Source organism: Clostridium sp. CTA-7 (assembly GCF_054768095.1).
The window spans coordinates 157,637-176,232 of the sequence record NZ_BAAAAV010000006.1; the positions used below are offsets into that span (position 1 = coordinate 157,637).

An 18,596-nucleotide genomic window follows, 5' to 3' on the forward strand; every position below is an offset into this window, starting at 1 on the left:
CTCTATAAAATTTATATAAATGGTATACACAATTTACAATTATCTATAGGAGAGTCAATAAGTTTACACTCAACATCAAATACATTTTTTATAAGCTCTTCATTTATTATCTCATCTTTTGATCCTTGAGTTAATATATTGCCATCCTTTATAGCAACAATATTATCAGCATATTTTAATGCATGATTTATATCATGAATAACCATTACTATTGTTCTATTTTCTTTTTCATTTAAATCTTTCAAAATATTTAAAATTTCTAACTGATACTTTATATCTAGGTGATTTGTAGGTTCATCTAGAAGTATGATATCTGTATCTTGTGCTAGAGCTAATGCAATCCATGCTCTTTGTTTTTGTCCTCCAGATAAATTATTTAATGTTCTGTCCTTTTCATCTATAAGTCCTACTTTTTTTATAGACTCTAAAACTATATCCTCATCTTTTTTGCTCCAAAATGATAGTAATGTATGATACGGGTATCTTCCTTGCTTTACTAAATCATAAATAGTAATATCTTCTGGGGCATTACTGCTTTGAGGAAGCATTGCTAATAACTTAGCCACTTCTTTTGAAGGCATTTTAAGTATATCCCTATCCTCCATTGATATGGTACCACTTTTAGGAGCAAGTATTCTTGCTATAGCCTTTATTAATGTAGATTTTCCACATCCGTTTGAACCTATTAACGCCGTAATCTTTCCTTTTTCTATATCTAAATTAATATTATCTAATATAATTTTTTCGTCATAACATAACTTCAAATCTTTTGCTTTTATCATCTCTATCATCCTCTCTTATAATTTCTTTTCTTAATTAAAAGGTATATAAAGTAAGGTGCTCCTATAAAGGCTGTAAATATACCTATAGGTAAATCCTGTGGATAAAATAACCATTTAGATGCAAAATCAGCTAGTAATGTTATTATTCCACCTATGAATATTGAAAGAGGTATTATATTTTCAAATTTAGAATCTACCAACTTTCTTGCAATATGTGGAGCTATTAAACCTACGAAAGATATACCTCCTCCAATAGTTACAGCTCCAGCAGCTAATGCAGCAGAAAGACCTAACAGTATTATCCTACTTTTATGTACACTATTACCAAGTACTGTTATAACATCATCTTCAAGCTGATGAAGATTTAAATCCTTAATAAATATTACAGTTAATATTGTAAAAATACTGAATATAACTATAATTATTGCTGCATGAGTCCAATTGGCACCATATATACTTCCAGTTATCCATGTAGTAGCTTCCTTTATAAAAACTACTGGTCCATTTACTATAAGAATATTAGTTATAGCCTTACAAATAGCGGAAATCCCAATTCCTATTATAATTAACTTATTTGTCGAAGAAGATTTCCCAATTATAAGTAAAATAGATATTAAAGCTATAAACGAAAATGCAAAAGTAAAGATTGGCATATAAAATATAGATGTTGTTAATGAATTATTCTTAGGATCTGTAAAAATAGTTAAAAATACTAATGCTCCAACGGATCCGCCATTAACTACTCCTAATATGTCAGGAGATGCTAAATCATTTTTAACTACTCCCTGAAGTATAGCTCCTGATAATGCTAAAGATGCACCTACAAAAAATGCAACAAGTATTCTCGGTAACCTTATATTCATTACTAAAACAGATGAAAACCCAGTATTCATACCTAATATACTTTTTAAAGCATCTAGTGGGCTTACCATTACTTCACCTATACATAAAGAAAATATAAATATTAGAATAGTAACAATTAATAAAATTATACTTAATTTGATAGTCTTTTTGCTTACATTTATCATTATCTATTCCTCCTTTTTGCAATGTATATGAAGAATGGTCCTCCTATAAGTGCGGTTAAAGCACCTACTGGAACCTCTTTAGGATATACTATAAATCTTGACATTATATCTGCAAGCAATAATATAGATGCTCCTGTTAATATTGAAAATGGTATTAACCATCTATAATCCGTTCCAACAAACTTATGTACTATATGTGGAGTTATAAGCCCAATAAATGCAATTGGGCCTGCTAAAGCTACAGATACCCCAGATAAAACTGCAACTATAGCTATTATGGCTATCTTTAAATACATTGTTTTCATCCCTAGTGATCTTGCCATTTCTTCTCCTAATGAAAATACATTAAGTTTTTTTCCAATAAATAATGTAGCTATCATTACTACAAGTATTACTGGCATAAATTCAATAATTATCTCTAACTTTTTACCTTCAACAGAGCCTGTCATCCAATAAATAACTTGCTCTAAAGCAACTTCATTTTTATATAAAATTCCTTGTGCTAAGGAAAAAAACAATGCACCTAATGCTGTCCCACCTAATGTTAAATCCATAGGCTTTATATCTCCTGAAAGGCCTCCACATAATAAATAAACTAATATAGATGCCCCTAATGCACCTAAGAATGCTAACCATGCAATGCCTAAAGAAGAGATATTAGGAAAGTATGTAAGGGCTATAACTAAGGTAAGTACTGCTCCTGAGTTTATACCCAATATACTTGGTGATGCTAATTTATTTCTAGTTAACCCTTGGGTTAAAAGTCCTGATACGCCAAGAGCTCCCCCCACAAGAAGAGAATTTAATGTTCTTGGCACCCTAGAAGCTTTTATGATTATATGTTCTTGAGAATTGTTAAAATTCTTGTATGCATCTATTAACGTATCATAAGAAGTATGTATGAATCCTTTAGTAATGCTTAAGTAGCACAATATAACAGTTGTTATTATGAGCAATAAAAAAAGTATCAATTTACTACTATTACTTTTTAGTATATTTTTCATATAAATTCCTCCGCCTACATCTGAAAAATATTATCATTTGTTATTGATAATCTCTATCAGTTATGATATCATAAACACGTATTAAAATCCATATTAAATTTAATTTTGTATTATTTAATAAATTATATAGGAGGCATAATTATGCAAAAGAAATTATTATCTGTAATTTTATCAAGTGTTTTAGCTGTAAGTATATTTGTAGGTTGCTCTAATAAAAAAGAAGATACAGCAACAAACTCCAGTACTATAACTATAGAAGATGCAATGGGAAAAGCTGAAATTCCTACAAACCCAAAGAAAGTTGTCGTATTAACTAATGAAGGTTTAGAAGCACTTCTTACTCTTGGTATAAAACCAGTTGGTGCTGTAACCGGTGTTGCTGGCGAATGGTATGAACATACTAAAGGTGAACTTGAAGGTGTAAAGCCTCTTGGAAAAGAAACTTCTGTAAATATAGAAGCTGTCGCTGCATTAAAACCTGATTTAATAATTGGTAATAAAATGAGACATGAGAAAATATATGATCAATTAAAATCAATAGCACCAACTGTTTTTTCAGATACAATAAGAGGAGCATGGAAAGATAATTTTAACTTCTATGCTAAGGTTTTAAACAAAGAAACTGAAGGAAATAAGGCTATAAAGGAATATGAAAATAAAGTTGCTTATATACAAGAAAATTTTAAAGATAAATTAGATACGGAGATATCACTTGTTAGATTCATGGATGGAAAGACTAGAATATATCTTGGAGATACTTTTGCAGGAACTATTCTTAAGGAAATAGGATTTAAAAGACCTGCAGCACAACAAGGAACAGAGTTCGTTAATGAAATTGGTAAAGAAAGATTAAATGAAGCTGATGGAGATGTAATGTTCTACTTTACTTATGAATTAGGAGATGGTAAGGGATTAGCTAGGGAAGAAGAGTGGTTAAATGATCCTATGTTTAAATCTCTAAATGTTGTAAAAAATAATAAAGCTTATAAAGTTGACGATATTATATGGAATACTGCTGGTGGTATAAAAGCTGCTAATTTAATGCTTGATGATTTAACTAATATGTTAAATGCCGAAAAAATATAAACCTTAATACATAATTAAAAAAGCTTAGTAATATAAAAACTAAGCTTTTTTTACTTTATACAACTAAATTTTTTTACTTATTATTATATTTAGTTTTTTATTACAAAGTTTTTATAAATACATTTTTAGATAATTCTCTAAGCTTTTCTTCATCTAGTATATATATTTTTTTATCCTCAAATCTTATAATTGATTTTGATTCCATTTCTTTAAGTGTTCTATTTAAATGCCTATATGTCGTTCCTAAAAATTGAGCAATTTCTAAAAATGATGAACTTAAAATTATATAGTCTTTATCTGTTATATGCTCAACTAAATATGTTGCTAATCTATTTATAAGTGGATATACAAAGTTATATGAACTATTATTAATAGTCGCATAAAGCTTATCACTTAAAGAATCTACTAAATGGTGTAAAAGCTTTGTATTATTAAAATACTTTTTTCTAAGTATATCTGACGGTATTGCTAGCAAATAAGTATCTTCAACTGCATCAATATTACAAAGTATAGGAATATTCTTTAAAAGCTCTAAATCTCCTATAGTATTAAAGTCTCTATAAAACTTTAAAAGCATAGATTTCCCATTTTCAAAAGGATAAAAAATTTTAACTTTTCCATCTACAAGTAAATAATAATACTCAAGACTATCTTCCGCTTCTAATATGTATTCTTCTTTTTCATAAAAATGAAGCTGAGCATATTTTAAAATTTCTTTATCTAATATATTTTCTATATTATGTTTGTGAATATAATAATTTAAAAGTTTATCATCAGAAATTCTTTTCATAATTCCTCCCATCATGACATATGTCATGTCTAGATTAATATAGATAGTGTAATTTATTTATAAAAGATTGTAAAGTTTAGGAGGAGTTTATATATGTACACTAATTTAGCTTTTGTAAATGGAATTATACTTGCTATAATGATTTTCCTTAATGGAATGCTAGCAAATATAATAGGCCCTTATATGAGTACCTTAGTATTTCACTTGCTAGGACTTATATTAATTATAATTATATCAATAATAAAGAAAAATAAATTTCCCAATTTAAAGAAGATACCTCTTCTACTTTTTATACCAGGAATTCTAAGTGTTATAACTATATTTTTAAATAATATCTGCATACCTAAAATAGGATTAACTCTTACTATTGGTATTACTTTATTCGGCCAAATTATAATGTCTAGTTTTGTAGAGCACTTTGGATTATTTGGAATGCCTATTAATAAATTTAAAAAAGAAAAATTATTGGGGTTATCTATAATTTCTATTGGGATGATCTTTATGATTGCTGTATAAGGAGAAATAAAATGATATATATATTTTTATCATTTATAACTGGAATAACTATAGTTATAAACATGATGTTAAATGGAAAACTTGCACAAAACGAAGGTAAGATAAATGGAGTTATTATAAACTATTTAATGGCCACAATATCATCAATTCTTCTTTGTATTATTATGATAAGATCTCTACCTTCATATGCTTCTATAAAATCTATTCCTCTATTTTATTTATTAGGTGGCATTATAGGTGTTTTAACTACTTATATTTTTAATATTATTGTTCCTAAAGTACCTGCAGTATATATAGTTATACTTCGTTTTATAGGTCAAATGTTTACAAGTGCACTTATAGACTATTTATACTTAGGTATATTTTCTAAAGGAAAGGTAGTAGGAGGCTTCTTATTTCTTATAGGGCTTATAATTAATGCAAAAGTCGATAATAAATATGAACCCCCAAAAACTAAATTACAAAATAATATATAACTATTTATTAATGCTTATATAAATTTATATGTTATAATTATAAAATTAACTATATATGGAGGATTATTATGAAATATGAAATTATAATATTTGATGCAGATGAAACATTATTTGATTTTAGAAAATCTGAAAAGTATGCTTTTGAAAATGCTATGATTGAATTTAATATAGACTATGATGAGAATTATCATTTAAAAATTTATTCTGATATAAACAGAGCTATTTGGAGAGAGTTTGAGGAAGGTCTTATTTCTCAAGAAAAGTTAAAAACAGAAAGATTTAAAAGACTGTCAGATAAATTAAATATACATTTTGATGAAGTTAAATTTTCAAAATCATATTTAAAACATTTATCTAATGCATCCTTTTTATATGATGATAGTATGAAACTTATAGAAAGCTTAAATAAAGATTACAGACTTTCTATAATTACTAATGGTCTTAATGATGTTCAAGATAATAGAATAAGAAAATCTATTATATCTAAATACTTCGAAGATATAGTTATATCTGAGGTAGTACAAGTAGCAAAACCAGACCCCAAAATATTTGAGATTGCTTTAAAAAATATAAATCATACCGATAAAAGTAAAGTATTGATGGTAGGAGATAGCTTAACCTCTGATATACAAGGTGGTATAAATTTTGGTATAGATACTTGTTGGTACAATCCTAATGGAATTTTAAATAAAGCTGAAATTAAACCAACTTATGAAATTTCTAGTTTAATGGAACTCCCTAAAATATTAAAAAAATAGCGGCTTCATTGTCATATTTGAAGATTAACTAAAAACGAATTAGTTTAATAGCTTACACTTTTTATAATTTTCATGAATAATGTTTTATTTTATTAAGATACTTAAAAGGTACAAAAATATTACTGGAAATGGAAATTTCCAGTAATATTAATATATTAAATAAATAAACTACGCAAATTTATCTTTCTTCTCCATATTAGTATAAGCTAATTAACAACTAAAATTGCAAACTATTTTTTTACTACTGGTATATAAATATCCATTACAGTATCTTTTCTCCCATGACACCTTTCATCATAAAATTCAAAATCTAGCTTACTTTCATCAAAACTATATTCACTATCTTTAAACCATTCTTCAAATATATATTTCCAAGTTTGTTTTATTATATCAGCAAAGTCATTTTGCTCTGAATCATTTGTTGTATCTACTGGTGGAGTTGTGAATACTGCATAAGTTGCCTCTGGTACTTCTATAGTTATCATATCATCTGTAACCTTTGTAAAATCATTAACTATAACACCAAGAAGATATATTGCATCTCCATCTCCTTTGCTAGATGATACACATAAACCAACTTCACCATGTTTTGGTGGTTCTAAAATTTTATACATTTTGCTTTCTAGATTTTCACCATCATAACTATTCCAAAATGAAGCGACATCTTTTGTATAATTCCCATTAGAAACATTAGTCTTAATACCATAACCAGCAACTTTAAACGCTGACTTTTTAACAATAATAGGATTCATTATATAACCTCCAACTTTTAATTTTGATTTTTCACCAAAATAACCATTCATACGTTTTAGATATTGTGTGGGAGTAAAGCCATACTCCTTTTTAAATGCCTTTGAAAATCCATTATGTGTATTAAATCCATATTCTACTGCAATATCTATTATTCTATTTCCATTAAATAAGTCTATTGCTGCTAATGAAAGCCTTCTCTTCTTAACATAATCCATTAAAGTCATACCTTGATGTATGCTAAATATCCTACAAAAATGAAAAGTTGAATATCCACATTCTCTGGCTATTAATTCTGGTGTTAAATTCACCTTTATATTTTCTTCGATATACTCAATGCATTGTAATATAGTGCTGCTATAGTTCAAATTATCACCAACCTTTTTCCACGTGGTAATTATATTTTATCAATAAACTTAAGGTTAAATTGCTCCTAAATTGCTAAATTAAAATATTTATAAATTTTCTAAAAATTAAATAGTATTATGAAAAAAAGACTAATATCTTAATAAAGAAAAGCTTAACAATCCTTAAAATAGATTGCTAAGCTTTTCTTATTCAATTATATGTTTTTTATTTTCCATATTATTATTATACTAAGTTTACCATCTTTTAGTTCTGATGAAATTTCATGTCCCATTTGCTCTACTAATTCTTTTGTTATAGCAAGACCAATGCCGGTGCTCTTACCACTTCTAGTACGATCTGCTGTAAAAAACCTTTGAAACAAGCACTTTGAATCTTCTTCGCTTAAGTTTTTAGCCTCATTTGTAAAAGTTGTAATTATATAGTCATCTATATGCTTTAAACTTATTGATATAAAGCTTTCTCCATACTTCAATGCATTCTGTATTAAATTAAATAATATTCTCTTTACAGCATTTTCATCTCCAATAATACTAGGTGCATTTTCATCTATATCAATATAAGGCTCTATACCTTTATTTATAAAATCGTTATAAAATGAAGCTATTGAATCACAAATTAAATTAGATAAATTAATTAATTCGAAATTAAATTTATATTCCCTTCCCTCAAGCCTTGATAAATCATAGAAACTAGTTATTAACATCTGTAAGGATTTTGTTCTGTCCTTTATTATATTCATATACTCGTTTCTTTCTAACTGGCTTATATTAGGATCCTCCATAAGCTGTAAATATCCCATTACTGATGTAAGCGGTGTTCTAAGATCATGTGATATATTGGAAATTGATTCTTTAATTTCTGAATCCATCTTTCTGTAATCAACTTCTGTTTTCTGTTTCAAATCTATAGTATTATTTATTTCTAAGATTAACCTCTCAACATTCTTATTCCCTGTCTTCAATAATACCCTTGAATTTGTTTTATTTTTATTTATATACCTAAGTTGATTCTCCACACTTTTTATTTCTTTTCTTAATAAGATGTAAAGTGTGACAACTATACTCAATATAATGGTAAGACAAATAACTATTATAAAAATCATATAGGTCACACCTTTCTATTTAATCTTTAGAATTAAATTAATAAATATCTATTTAATTTCTTTCTTCCTTAAATATAGCATACTTAATCCTGTAAATACTATAGTGTATATAACTCCTACTAGTATTGCTGGTCCTATATTCTCCATAATTAAAGGTTCTTTTGCTAAAATATTTAACTTAGTAGAAATAAGAAGCTTATTTAAATAACTAAATTTATCCCAAACAAGTAATGATACTAAAGATATAATATTTTTCGTCATTAAAAATATTCCAAAATATACAATGGCAGAAATATTACTACTATTAAAAACTAATGCTATAAATGTACCTATAGATATTGCTGCTATCCATAATACACTTGCTAGTGAAAATCTTATAAGAAATTCTGATAAGAAGTCACTTGGTCCCCCTAAAAGTATTAAACCACTTATTGAAAATGCAGTTAATATAATAAATGCTGATAATATTGAAAGAATAACTGCAGTAATAACTTTAGAAATAGCTATTGTATTTCTTGTAACTCCAAAAGATACTACATTTTTAAAGGTTTGATTCTTTTGCTCATCACTAGTTGCCATTTCAACAAATGCTCCTACTAAATATATAGGAAGAGTAAATGCTTGAGTAGCTATATTAAGTACTAAATTAAAATCTTTATCTGGAATTCCATTTGAAATATAAAAAAGTACTGTAACTAATACTGCCATTGCAGCTATTATTCCTGTATAAATCCAAAAATATTTTCTATTAAGATTTCTGTAAATATCTGCTCTTATATAATTAAGCATTATGTCCACCCCCAATTAAATTTATAAAGTAATTTTCTAGGTTTACTCCCTCTGAGCTCATGGAGTATAACATAATATTATTATTTATAAGAACTTTAGACACCTTCTCTGGAACATCCATAAGATCATACAATTTTATTTCATTATCATTTAAAACTTCATATTCACTACTTCCAAGTTCTCTCTCAATTATAGCAGCTGCTTTTGCTGTATCATTTACCTTTATGGCCAAAGCTTTTCTACAATTGTCACTTAACTCCTCGGAAGATAATTGTTCTAAAAATACACCATTATGAATGAAGCCATAAGTAGTTGCAAGTTGAGAAAGTTCACTTAATATATGACTTGATATAAGTATTGTAGTATTTCTTTCTCTATTAAGCTTTAATAATATTTCTCTAAATTCTACTATTCCAGTAGGATCAAGACCATTTATCGGCTCATCTAAAATAAGTATATCTGGACTAGACATTATTGTAAGTGCTAATCCTAATCTTTGCTTCATACCTAAAGAAAAATTCTTGAATTTTTTACTTCCTGTATCATGTAGCCCTACAATTTTAAGCGCATAATCTATGGAATCTTTTTCTGCTATCCCTCTTTGAATCCTATAATATTCAAGATTTTTTCTTGCAGATAAATAAGGGAAAAAGCTAGGAGTTTCAATTATAGCTCCAGTTCTCATTCTTGATTTATTTAACCCTTGAGGTGAGGTTTCATTAAACAAGTCAATTTCCCCAGTAGATGGCATTGTAAGCCCACTTATCATTCTAAGAAGAGTTGTTTTTCCTGCACCATTTTTCCCAACAAGTCCATATATATCCCCTTGTTTTATTTCCATATTAACATTATTTACTGCTAATTGATTATGATACTTCTTAGTTAAATTTTTTGTTTTAAGTATTGTGTCCATAACTTAAATTATCCTCCTTTTCTTGTATAACTATATATTAAAGCATAATCAACAAGATACCTTAAAGAAAAACTTAAGAAAGTATTAATTTCTCTGACTTATTTTAAATCCGATTCCCCATACTGTATGAATATACTCATCATTTGGTTTTATTTTAGAAAGCTTTGAGCGCAGATTACTTATATGAACATTTATTGTATTGTCGTCTCCTAAGAATTCCTCATTCCAAACATGTTCAAATAAATTTGACTTTGTGAATACCTTATTTGGATTAGCCATTAAAAGCTCTAATATACAAAATTCTCTTGCTGTAAGAATAACATGTTTCCCATCTAAGGTAACCTCTACAGTATCCCTATTTAATACTAAATCCTTATGTCTTAATATTCTTTCTTCTTCTTTAGGTTTAGAAAATACCATATAGCGTCTCAATTGCGACTGAACTCTTGCTATAACCTCATTAGTATCAAAAGGCTTTGATATAAAATCATCAGCTCCAAGGTTAAGCGCTTCCACTTTAACACCTTGGTCAGCCTTTGCAGATATAACTATTATAGGCATTATTTTCAGTTTTCTTACAAATTTAATAATATCCTCTCCATTTATTCCTGGTAACATTAAATCAAGTAAAATAAGGTGAAAATCATACTGCTCCATACACATTTTAGCTTCTGTCCCTGAATATGCAGCTCTTACATTATATCCTTCTTTAATTAATATCTTGCACAGAAGATTATTTATATCTAAATCATCTTCTACAACTAATATATTCACATTATTATCCATAAACTTTCTTTAGTCTGGAAGTAAATTATATACCTCCACACCGAAGTTCCCCCTTCCGTTTTACATCTATAAAATTATATTATAAACAATTTACTTGTTGTATAACTCCAAACAGATACTTAAAGTGATATTTTCCCATTTATATCTTATCTTTATTTTACATAATTACGGTATAATATCCAAGTTAAAAATACAATTCTTTATGTGATTACTAGGGTAATTATGATTTTCGTAATCTTGGGCTATTGGTGATTCACATTAATATAAAATAGACATGCTATATGTACAATACAGCTCTTTGCATATAATTCTAAAGTTATTTATAAATAGTTAAAAACCCCTCAACATTTGTTGAGAGGTTAAATATATTAATAAATTTTTAAGCAGCATTTGTAAGTATTTTTAAATTTTTATTAGTAGCTTCAGCCTTTTTAGGAGGTTTTATTGTAGCTACTATTACAACTGAAGCAATACACAATACTCCAACGACTATAAATGTAGGTTTAAATCCTCCTACTAGTGTAGCAATAACTGATCCTGAAAGAGCTCCAAGTCCGAAACCTTGATATATAATTCCATAATTTTTACTATGATTCTTTAAACCGAAAAAGTCTCCTACTATAGCTGGGAAAACTGTAATGTTTCCACCAAAACAAAACGCAATTCCAGCAACACAGGCAAAGAAAATTCCAAAGTTTAAATGTACAAAGCTTAATACGAACACTGCGATAGCAGTAACTGTAAGTGTAAACACTAATACTTTTAATCTACCTACTTTATCTGATAAGGCTCCTAATATAATTCTTCCAGAAGTATTAAATATTGCAACCATAGCTACTGCACTTGCTGCTACAGTAGGTTCAAGTCCAGCTAATTGAACACCTATATCTTTAACAATTCCTATTAAATAAAGCCCACTCATACATGCTGTAAAGAATACTGTAAATAAAAGATAAGCTTGTCTGGTTTTTAACATTTCACTTACTGTAAAGTTATTTTCATTTGTAGTATTATTGACACTTACCCCTTCAGATGTGGCATCTTTTAATAATTGAGCACCAGTAAATACTAAAATCATTACTATAATTCCCCAATACAAAAAGGCTACAGAAACACCTTTTGAATTTATTAAACTTCCATTAATATATTTAAATACCAAGCTTCCAGCTCCATAGGCTCCTACTGAAATACCAGATATAAGGCCTTTTTTCTCAGGAAACCACTTTATACAATTAGAAAGAGTAGTAATATATGCAATACCATCTGCAGCTCCAACAATTAAACCAACCATAACATACAACATAGATACTGATGTTACCCTAGATGTTAACATTAACCCAGCTCCCATTATTATTCCAACTATTGATATAAGCTTTCTTATTCCTAGTTTCTCTTGAAGTTTACCTGCAAATAATGTTGAAAATGCTAAAGCAAAACTTGTAATTGAAAAAGTAAGAGCTACTTTACTTAATTCCCAGCCAAATTTATTTACAAGAGGCTGATTAAATAAACTCCAAGTGTATATTGTCCCTAATCCTAATTGAGTAATTATTGTACCTAATACTATTAACCAATTACGTTCTTGTTTACTTTTCATTTTGAAAATCTCCCTTCACTCACTCTTTAATTTTAGTTTTATACTATAATAAATAAGTAAAATCTTTATCCCTTCGTAAACCTTTTCCGATTTATTCCCTTTACTTATTTTAAATTATATAGTAGCACTCCATAAAATTATTAATTATTGAATGAGATGCAAAGAAATCTACATTAAATGCATAAATAAGATAACTAAATACTATTAATACTCTTAACTCTAAGAACTAAGACGTCATAGTACTTAATTATCTTATTGAAAACTTGAATTATATATTCATTAGTTGTTTAAATTCCTTTAAATTACTTCTGCTTACTGGTACTTCATAATCTATATCTTGAAGTCTTAAATTATATGTATTATTAAACCAAGGTATTATTTCTCTTATTTTATTTATGTTAACAATATAAGACCTATGAGACCTAAAAAACTTATCTTTTGGCAAACTATTATAGAATTCAGTTATACTCATACCTACTGAGTATTCTTCATCCTTTGTAAAAACATGAGTTATTCTTTCTTTAGCAACACAATAGTATATATCATCTAAATCTACTACTCTTATCTTTTCATTCTTCCATAAATTCATTTTGTTAGGTATACTGTTTTTATGTGAATTATGTTTTTCCTGGATATAGCTACTTTCTAACTTCTTTAACATAGATATAATTCTAGATTCATGGTATGGCTTTAATATGTAATCGAAAGCCTCTATTTCAAAAGCCTCTACGGCATGCTCTTTATAAGCTGTTATAAACACTATATAAGGCCTTTTAGAAAAATTACTTATATTCTTTGCAAGTAGAACTCCATCAAGCGATGGTATATTTATATCTAAGAATATAGCATCAACTTGATTTTCTTGAATAAATTTAAGTACCTCTATTCCATCTTCAAATTCATCTACTATCTCTATACTACTATAATTTTCAATAAAATATTTAAGTTCTTCTCTTGCTAGAAATTCATCTTCAACTATTATAGCTTTCATAATCTCACCTCTTTACATAGAATTCTATTTTAGTTCCTTTATCAAGCCTTTTTATTATAAGTCCTTCCCCATAAATAAGTTTAAGTCTTAAATGTACATTATAAAGACCAATTTTATTTTCAGGCATAGTATCACTATAAATTCTCTCTATTATACCTTCACTTATACCGATCCCACTATCAGTTATAGATATTTTCACCCTTTCATCACACTTCTTTACACTAATACTTATAGTTCCCGTACCTTTATCTTTTAAAATACCATGGACTATAGCATTCTCAACTAAAGGTTGTATTGAAAGACTTGGAATTTTAATATCTACGTCATCTATATCATAAATTATATTTAATTTATTTCCAAACCTAGCTTTCTCTATCTCTATATAATCTTTAACTTGTTTAAGTTCTTTTTTTATATCTATAAACTCACCATTTAATTCCAAGTTATATCTTAAATAGCTAGCTAAATTTATTATAAGGTCCCTTGCTTTATCAGGGTCTATTCGTATAGATGAAGTTATAGCATTTAGTGCATTAAATAAAAAATGTGGATTTATTTGAGTTTGAAGAGCCTTAATTTCAGATTTATTTGCCATTTCTTTTATTTGCTCAATTTTTGATATTTCCATCAAAGTAGAAATAATTTGTGAAAGTCCCACTGCAAGACTTTGCAATGAATAAGTTATTTTGTGCTCTTTTCTATAGTATATTTTTAAAGCTCCTATAACTTCATTTTTTTCCTCAAGAGGGATTACAATAGCTGACTTTAGCATTGCGCCTTTATCCTCTAGGTTATCATTTTTTATAACTATTCTACCACTCTTTATTGCTTCTTTAGTTACTTCAGTTATTATTTCATGACCTATATTATAGTTTTCTTCTCCAACTCCAACATAAGCTAATATATTTTTTTTATCTGTTATGGATACTGCATCAGCTTCTATATCATCCATTATAATATTGCATATCTTATTTAAAGAATCACTATTTATATTTCTAAAGTATGGTAGCGTTTTGTTTGCAATATCAAGGGCTAATTTTGCTTGTTTTGCAGCTATCTTTTCTTTATCATCTGCTACACTTTGAACTAACAAAACAATAAATCCTACACTAATTTGCCCAAGTATCATTGGTATAGCAATTTTAGATACTATATCAACTCCTAATAAATGAGGTTTACTTAATATAAGTATTAGTATCATTGTTATTGTTTCACTTAGCATTCCTGCAGCTATACCTGCTATCCACCTATACTTCCTCTTAATCTTTTTATTTATATATCCAGATACAATTCCTGAAATTATACTACTAATAAGACATGGTATTGATGTTATTCCATTTATGTCTATTAAATATCTATGTAGCCCAGATACTACTCCTGTTACTATTCCTACAAGTGGTCCAAATATTACGCCTCCAGAAACTATAGTAATTGTTCTAACATTTACTAACGATCCTTCTACATCTACCCCTGTATAATTTGCAAATACAGCAAATATACTAAATACTATGCAAATAATAGCATAATCCTTTCTTTCATAATTCTCCTTTAAAAATATTTCTCTAAAACTTTGTAACCTAGTTATAATAAATAAACATATAACCAGTAATGTAGCTCTATCTACAACTTGAAATAATATATCGTATATATAATACAGTTTAAATTCATCTCCATTCTTTAGATATTAATAAACTATAAAATTAATTTTCTATATCTGTTATAGGTAGCCATAACTTCTTGCTTCCTTGGCATAGCTAAGCTTCCTGACCCTCCATATATTTTATCTATAGGAATTAATCCATTTTTATTTATTTCACTATATATCTCATTAATCATTTCTTCGAAAGGTAATGATTTATTCATCATATTGTTCTCTGCCCATTTCATAATAGCACCTATTGAATTTAATTGTTCTGTATCAACTATTTGCTCAACAGCTCTTAAATCTATATTTTCTTTATTTATACTAATTGAGCTTAATCCCATAGCTTTAATTTTTACACCTTTGTATGTGCTTTCTATAGTTCCTTTTTTAATTTTTCTATCAAATTTTATATTTACCTCTATATCTTTTTCTTTTATCCTCTTATTTATTTCACCTCTCATAAGGTATTTTGCTTCTTTTGTAACATCTTTTGCTTCATAATTATCCATTTGAATTACGTAGTCTGCTACATCAAAAAAGTCCCCAGAGCTTCCCACAACTATTATTGTGGATATATTATTTTGCTCATAAAGAGGTTTAACTATTTCTATAAATGGTGTTATTGGCTCTTTTTCTCTTGAAACTAACTTTTGCATTAATTCATCTCTAATCATAAAATTAGTTGCAGATGTATCTTCATCTATAAGTAAAAGGTTTGTTTTACTTTCTATAGCTTCAACTATATTTGCTGCCTGTGATGTACTTCCACTAGCATTTTCTGTTGTAAACTTTACTGTATCTTTTCCATTAGGCAGGTTATCTATAAATAATGATATATCAGTATTTTTAATACTTCTTCCATCTTCTGCTCTAACTTTCACAGCGGTATTGTCTGTAATAACAAACTCCCTACCATCACCTTCTATATGATTATAAACACCTAGTTCAATAGCGTTTAAAATAGTAGATTTTCCGTGATACCCTCCACCTACTATTAATGTTATTCCTTCCTTTACTCCCATTCCCTTAATTAAACCTTTATTAGGAAGATTAAATTCTAGCTCTAAATTCTTAGGAGATTTAAACTTCTTTCCACTTCTTAAAGGTTTTGAAGATACTCCACTTTCTCTTGGAAGTATAGATCCATTGGCTACAAAGGCAATTAACCCCTTATTTTTAAGTTCACTTCTTATATATTCTTGATCTTCTACTAAATTTATTCTTTCTATAAGTTTTTCTTTATTTATATTTTGATAAATTAAAGTATTTTCTATTATGCTAGGAATAACACTGTATAATATCTTTTCTAACTCTTTAGCTAAAACACTTCTTCCCCTAGCTGGAAATCCTACATAAAACCTAGCCTCTATATTATCATTATTTATTACTATAGATGTTCTTTCTAAGATTTCTTGAGGACATTTACTTATAGTTACCAAACCACTTTTACCTGATCCAAATATTTTTTCTCCATATTTATTTATATTAAAATAAAATAATCTAGTTAGAAAATCTGAAACTGCTATTTTTTTGTACTTTTTATCTAATAAATTTTCTGGGAAATTAGATATATTTTTATCTACAACCACTCTTAACCTTGATGGAGAAGCAAATGGATCTCCTTGAACATAATCTATACATAAAGTATAGTCTTTAAAGTGATATTCACCTTGTAGATTTTTATATAACTTATATCCTTTACCATCTATTTTATTTAATTCATTTTTTAAAATAATAGAATTTTTCATATCTTTACCTCTTATAACTTGTTAAAATACTCATCTATTAGCTTTTCACCCATTTTTCTATACATATTGCTCATATTTATAAAAGAACTTAACAATAAAAAGTTTTTTTCAAATTCATCAGATTTTAACCCTTCTTCTTTTAAAAGCATATTCTGTATATCATTTAATTTATACTCCATCGACTTTTCTACATCAATTAAGTCATTTTGATATTGTTCTAAATAAAGTTTATATAAATCCCTTAATGCATAGTTCTCTTTATTTTCTAAAGATGTAACTATCTTATTTAGTGAGCTTTTTATATCACTTATCGATAAGGCTCCCTTTAAATTGTATATAAGACTCATTAAAATTAAGTGTTCTTTACTATATTTTTTATTTTTAACAGACATTAAAAGCTTACCTTTAGCATAATTATTAACCATTGTTTTAGTTAAAGCTTTATCTTCTTCCGTTCTTTTTGAATCATTAAACTTATTATCAAAAAGTTGAGTTACTTGATCCATATATAAATCTATTTCTGGTATCTCTTCTAAAGTTAATTGATTTTGTAAGTTTAATTCATTAAATTTTTCTTTTAATTCATTTAAATCCATATGTACCTCCATGTAGTTTCGTAAACTACTTATTAATATATATATATTTAAATATACTAGTAATAAAGAGATATTTCAAGGAAATCAAAAAATATATTAATATTTCTAACTATTTCGTCTATTATAACCTTTGACTTTCAAAGTTTATTTTAATAATATAATTATAACAATACATAGTTTTTAAAACTACTTGTAAAGGAGTGTTTATTTTTGGAAAAATATTTAAGAGAACCTATAAATAGCTTAACTCATTGGATTGGTGCAATTCTTTCTCTTTTTGCTTTAATTGCAATGCTAACAAAAGGCTTAGTAAATGACTCATCTAGTATAGCAATAGTTTCTGTAGTAATATTTGGTATTAGTCTAATATTACTATATAGTGTTTCTGCAACTTATCACGGTGTAATAACAAGCGAAAAAATAATATTTAGACTTAGAAAGCTAGATCATTCTATGATTTTTATCTTAATAGCTGGGTCTTATGCACCATTTTGCCTAATAGGCATTAGTGGCTTTAAGGGAACTGTATTCTTTGCAACTATAGCATCCATAGCAATTGCTGGCATATTATTTAGGATGCTTTGGTTTAACTGCCCTAGATGGTTACAAACTTCTCTTTATATAGGCTTAGGCTGGGCTGCTATATTTATGATTAAACCTCTATCAGCAGTTCTTAGTCCTACTAGTTTATTTTTACTAGTATTTGGAGGAATTCTTTATACTATTGGTGGAGTTATATATGGATTAAAGCCAAAGAAATTCCAACTTGGTAAATTTGGTTTTCATGAGATATTTCATATATTCATCATTTTAGGTAGCTTAAGCCACTTTATATGTGTTTTCATATATTTAATATAAAATCAAAAACAG

The 18,596-nt window shown here is 27.5% G+C and carries 19 protein-coding genes; 5 read left to right on the forward strand and 14 right to left on the reverse strand.

The window, feature by feature from the left end; genetic code table 11:
- Positions 1 to 11 precede the first annotated feature (11 nt).
- Genes ACYUEX_RS12935 through ACYUEX_RS12945 form a run of 3 tightly spaced genes read right to left on the reverse strand, consistent with a single transcriptional unit; the run spans position 12 to position 2,814 of the window.
- Complete coding sequence (locus tag ACYUEX_RS12935) at positions 12 to 782, reverse strand: ABC transporter ATP-binding protein (RefSeq protein ID WP_460288561.1); 771 nt, start codon at positions 780 to 782, stop codon at positions 12 to 14.
- A 5-nt stretch (positions 783 to 787) separates the two neighbouring features.
- Complete coding sequence (locus tag ACYUEX_RS12940; RefSeq protein ID WP_411169375.1) at positions 788 to 1,810, reverse strand: FecCD family ABC transporter permease; 1,023 nt, start codon at positions 1,808 to 1,810, stop codon at positions 788 to 790.
- On the reverse strand, positions 1,810 to 2,814 hold the full coding sequence (locus ACYUEX_RS12945) for a FecCD family ABC transporter permease (protein WP_460288562.1): 1,005 nt from the start codon (positions 2,812 to 2,814) through the stop codon (positions 1,810 to 1,812). The genes ACYUEX_RS12940 and ACYUEX_RS12945 overlap by 1 nt, the downstream gene beginning before the upstream one ends.
- A 141-nt stretch (positions 2,815 to 2,955) precedes the next feature.
- Between ACYUEX_RS12945 and ACYUEX_RS12950 the strand changes: the two genes are divergently transcribed.
- Positions 2,956 to 3,900, forward strand: coding sequence for an ABC transporter substrate-binding protein (locus ACYUEX_RS12950; RefSeq protein WP_460288563.1), 945 nt, complete (start codon positions 2,956 to 2,958; stop codon positions 3,898 to 3,900).
- A 100-nt stretch (positions 3,901 to 4,000) separates the two neighbouring features.
- Here the strand turns inward: ACYUEX_RS12950 and ACYUEX_RS12955 are convergent, their stop codons facing one another.
- Positions 4,001 to 4,690 carry a Crp/Fnr family transcriptional regulator gene (locus ACYUEX_RS12955; protein ID WP_460288564.1) on the reverse strand — a complete coding sequence of 230 codons (690 nt, stop codon included), beginning with the start codon at positions 4,688 to 4,690 and terminating at the stop codon, positions 4,001 to 4,003.
- Between the two features lie 93 nt (positions 4,691 to 4,783).
- Here ACYUEX_RS12955 and ACYUEX_RS12960 point away from each other — a divergent pair, with 93 nt between their 5' ends.
- From ACYUEX_RS12960 to ACYUEX_RS12970, 3 genes are all read left to right on the forward strand, one after another.
- On the forward strand, positions 4,784 to 5,206 hold the full coding sequence (locus ACYUEX_RS12960) for a DMT family transporter (protein ID WP_460288565.1): 423 nt from the start codon (positions 4,784 to 4,786) through the stop codon (positions 5,204 to 5,206).
- Positions 5,207 to 5,217: 11 nt separating this feature from the next.
- Complete coding sequence (locus ACYUEX_RS12965) at positions 5,218 to 5,682, forward strand: DMT family transporter (RefSeq protein ID WP_460288566.1); 465 nt, start codon at positions 5,218 to 5,220, stop codon at positions 5,680 to 5,682.
- A gap of 68 nt (positions 5,683 to 5,750) precedes the next feature.
- Entirely contained in the window at positions 5,751 to 6,440 is a 690-nt protein-coding gene (locus tag ACYUEX_RS12970; RefSeq protein WP_460288567.1) for a YjjG family noncanonical pyrimidine nucleotidase, read from the forward strand.
- Between the two features lie 230 nt (positions 6,441 to 6,670).
- Here the strand turns inward: ACYUEX_RS12970 and ACYUEX_RS12975 are convergent, their stop codons facing one another.
- From ACYUEX_RS12975 to ACYUEX_RS13020, 10 genes are all read right to left on the reverse strand, one after another.
- A complete protein-coding gene (locus tag ACYUEX_RS12975; protein ID WP_460288568.1) occupies positions 6,671 to 7,558 on the reverse strand; it encodes an AraC family transcriptional regulator in 888 nt (295 codons plus the stop codon).
- Between the two features lie 194 nt (positions 7,559 to 7,752).
- On the reverse strand, positions 7,753 to 8,661 hold the full coding sequence (locus ACYUEX_RS12980) for a sensor histidine kinase (protein WP_460288569.1): 909 nt from the start codon (positions 8,659 to 8,661) through the stop codon (positions 7,753 to 7,755).
- Positions 8,662 to 8,709: 48 nt separating this feature from the next.
- Entirely contained in the window at positions 8,710 to 9,450 is a 741-nt protein-coding gene (locus ACYUEX_RS12985) for an ABC transporter permease (protein ID WP_460288570.1), read from the reverse strand.
- Entirely contained in the window at positions 9,443 to 10,363 is a 921-nt protein-coding gene (locus ACYUEX_RS12990; protein ID WP_460288571.1) for an ATP-binding cassette domain-containing protein, read from the reverse strand. Before ACYUEX_RS12990 ends, ACYUEX_RS12985 begins: the two co-directional genes overlap by 8 nt.
- Positions 10,364 to 10,447: 84 nt before the next feature.
- Positions 10,448 to 11,149 (reverse strand): response regulator transcription factor, encoded by a 702-nt coding sequence (locus ACYUEX_RS12995; protein WP_460288572.1) that lies wholly within the window; start codon positions 11,147 to 11,149, stop codon positions 10,448 to 10,450.
- A gap of 379 nt (positions 11,150 to 11,528) precedes the next feature.
- Positions 11,529 to 12,746, reverse strand: coding sequence for an L-lactate MFS transporter (locus tag ACYUEX_RS13000; RefSeq protein ID WP_460288573.1), 1,218 nt, complete (start codon positions 12,744 to 12,746; stop codon positions 11,529 to 11,531).
- 268 nt (positions 12,747 to 13,014) lie between these two features.
- Positions 13,015 to 13,737 (reverse strand): LytR/AlgR family response regulator transcription factor, encoded by a 723-nt coding sequence (locus ACYUEX_RS13005; protein WP_460288574.1) that lies wholly within the window; start codon positions 13,735 to 13,737, stop codon positions 13,015 to 13,017.
- Positions 13,738 to 13,741: 4 nt separating this feature from the next.
- Positions 13,742 to 15,394, reverse strand: a complete 1,653-nt coding sequence (locus ACYUEX_RS13010; protein ID WP_460288607.1) for a LytS/YhcK type 5TM receptor domain-containing protein — start codon at positions 15,392 to 15,394, stop codon at positions 13,742 to 13,744.
- Between the two features lie 35 nt (positions 15,395 to 15,429).
- A complete protein-coding gene (locus ACYUEX_RS13015) occupies positions 15,430 to 17,130 on the reverse strand; it encodes an ABC-ATPase domain-containing protein (protein ID WP_460288575.1) in 1,701 nt (566 codons plus the stop codon).
- Positions 17,131 to 17,141: 11 nt separating this feature from the next.
- On the reverse strand, positions 17,142 to 17,726 hold the full coding sequence (locus tag ACYUEX_RS13020; protein WP_460288576.1) for a DUF1836 domain-containing protein: 585 nt from the start codon (positions 17,724 to 17,726) through the stop codon (positions 17,142 to 17,144).
- Between the two features lie 210 nt (positions 17,727 to 17,936).
- Between ACYUEX_RS13020 and trhA the strand changes: the two genes are divergently transcribed.
- Positions 17,937 to 18,584, forward strand: a complete 648-nt coding sequence (gene trhA / locus ACYUEX_RS13025; protein ID WP_460288577.1) for a PAQR family membrane homeostasis protein TrhA — start codon at positions 17,937 to 17,939, stop codon at positions 18,582 to 18,584.
- Positions 18,585 to 18,596 lie beyond the last annotated feature (12 nt).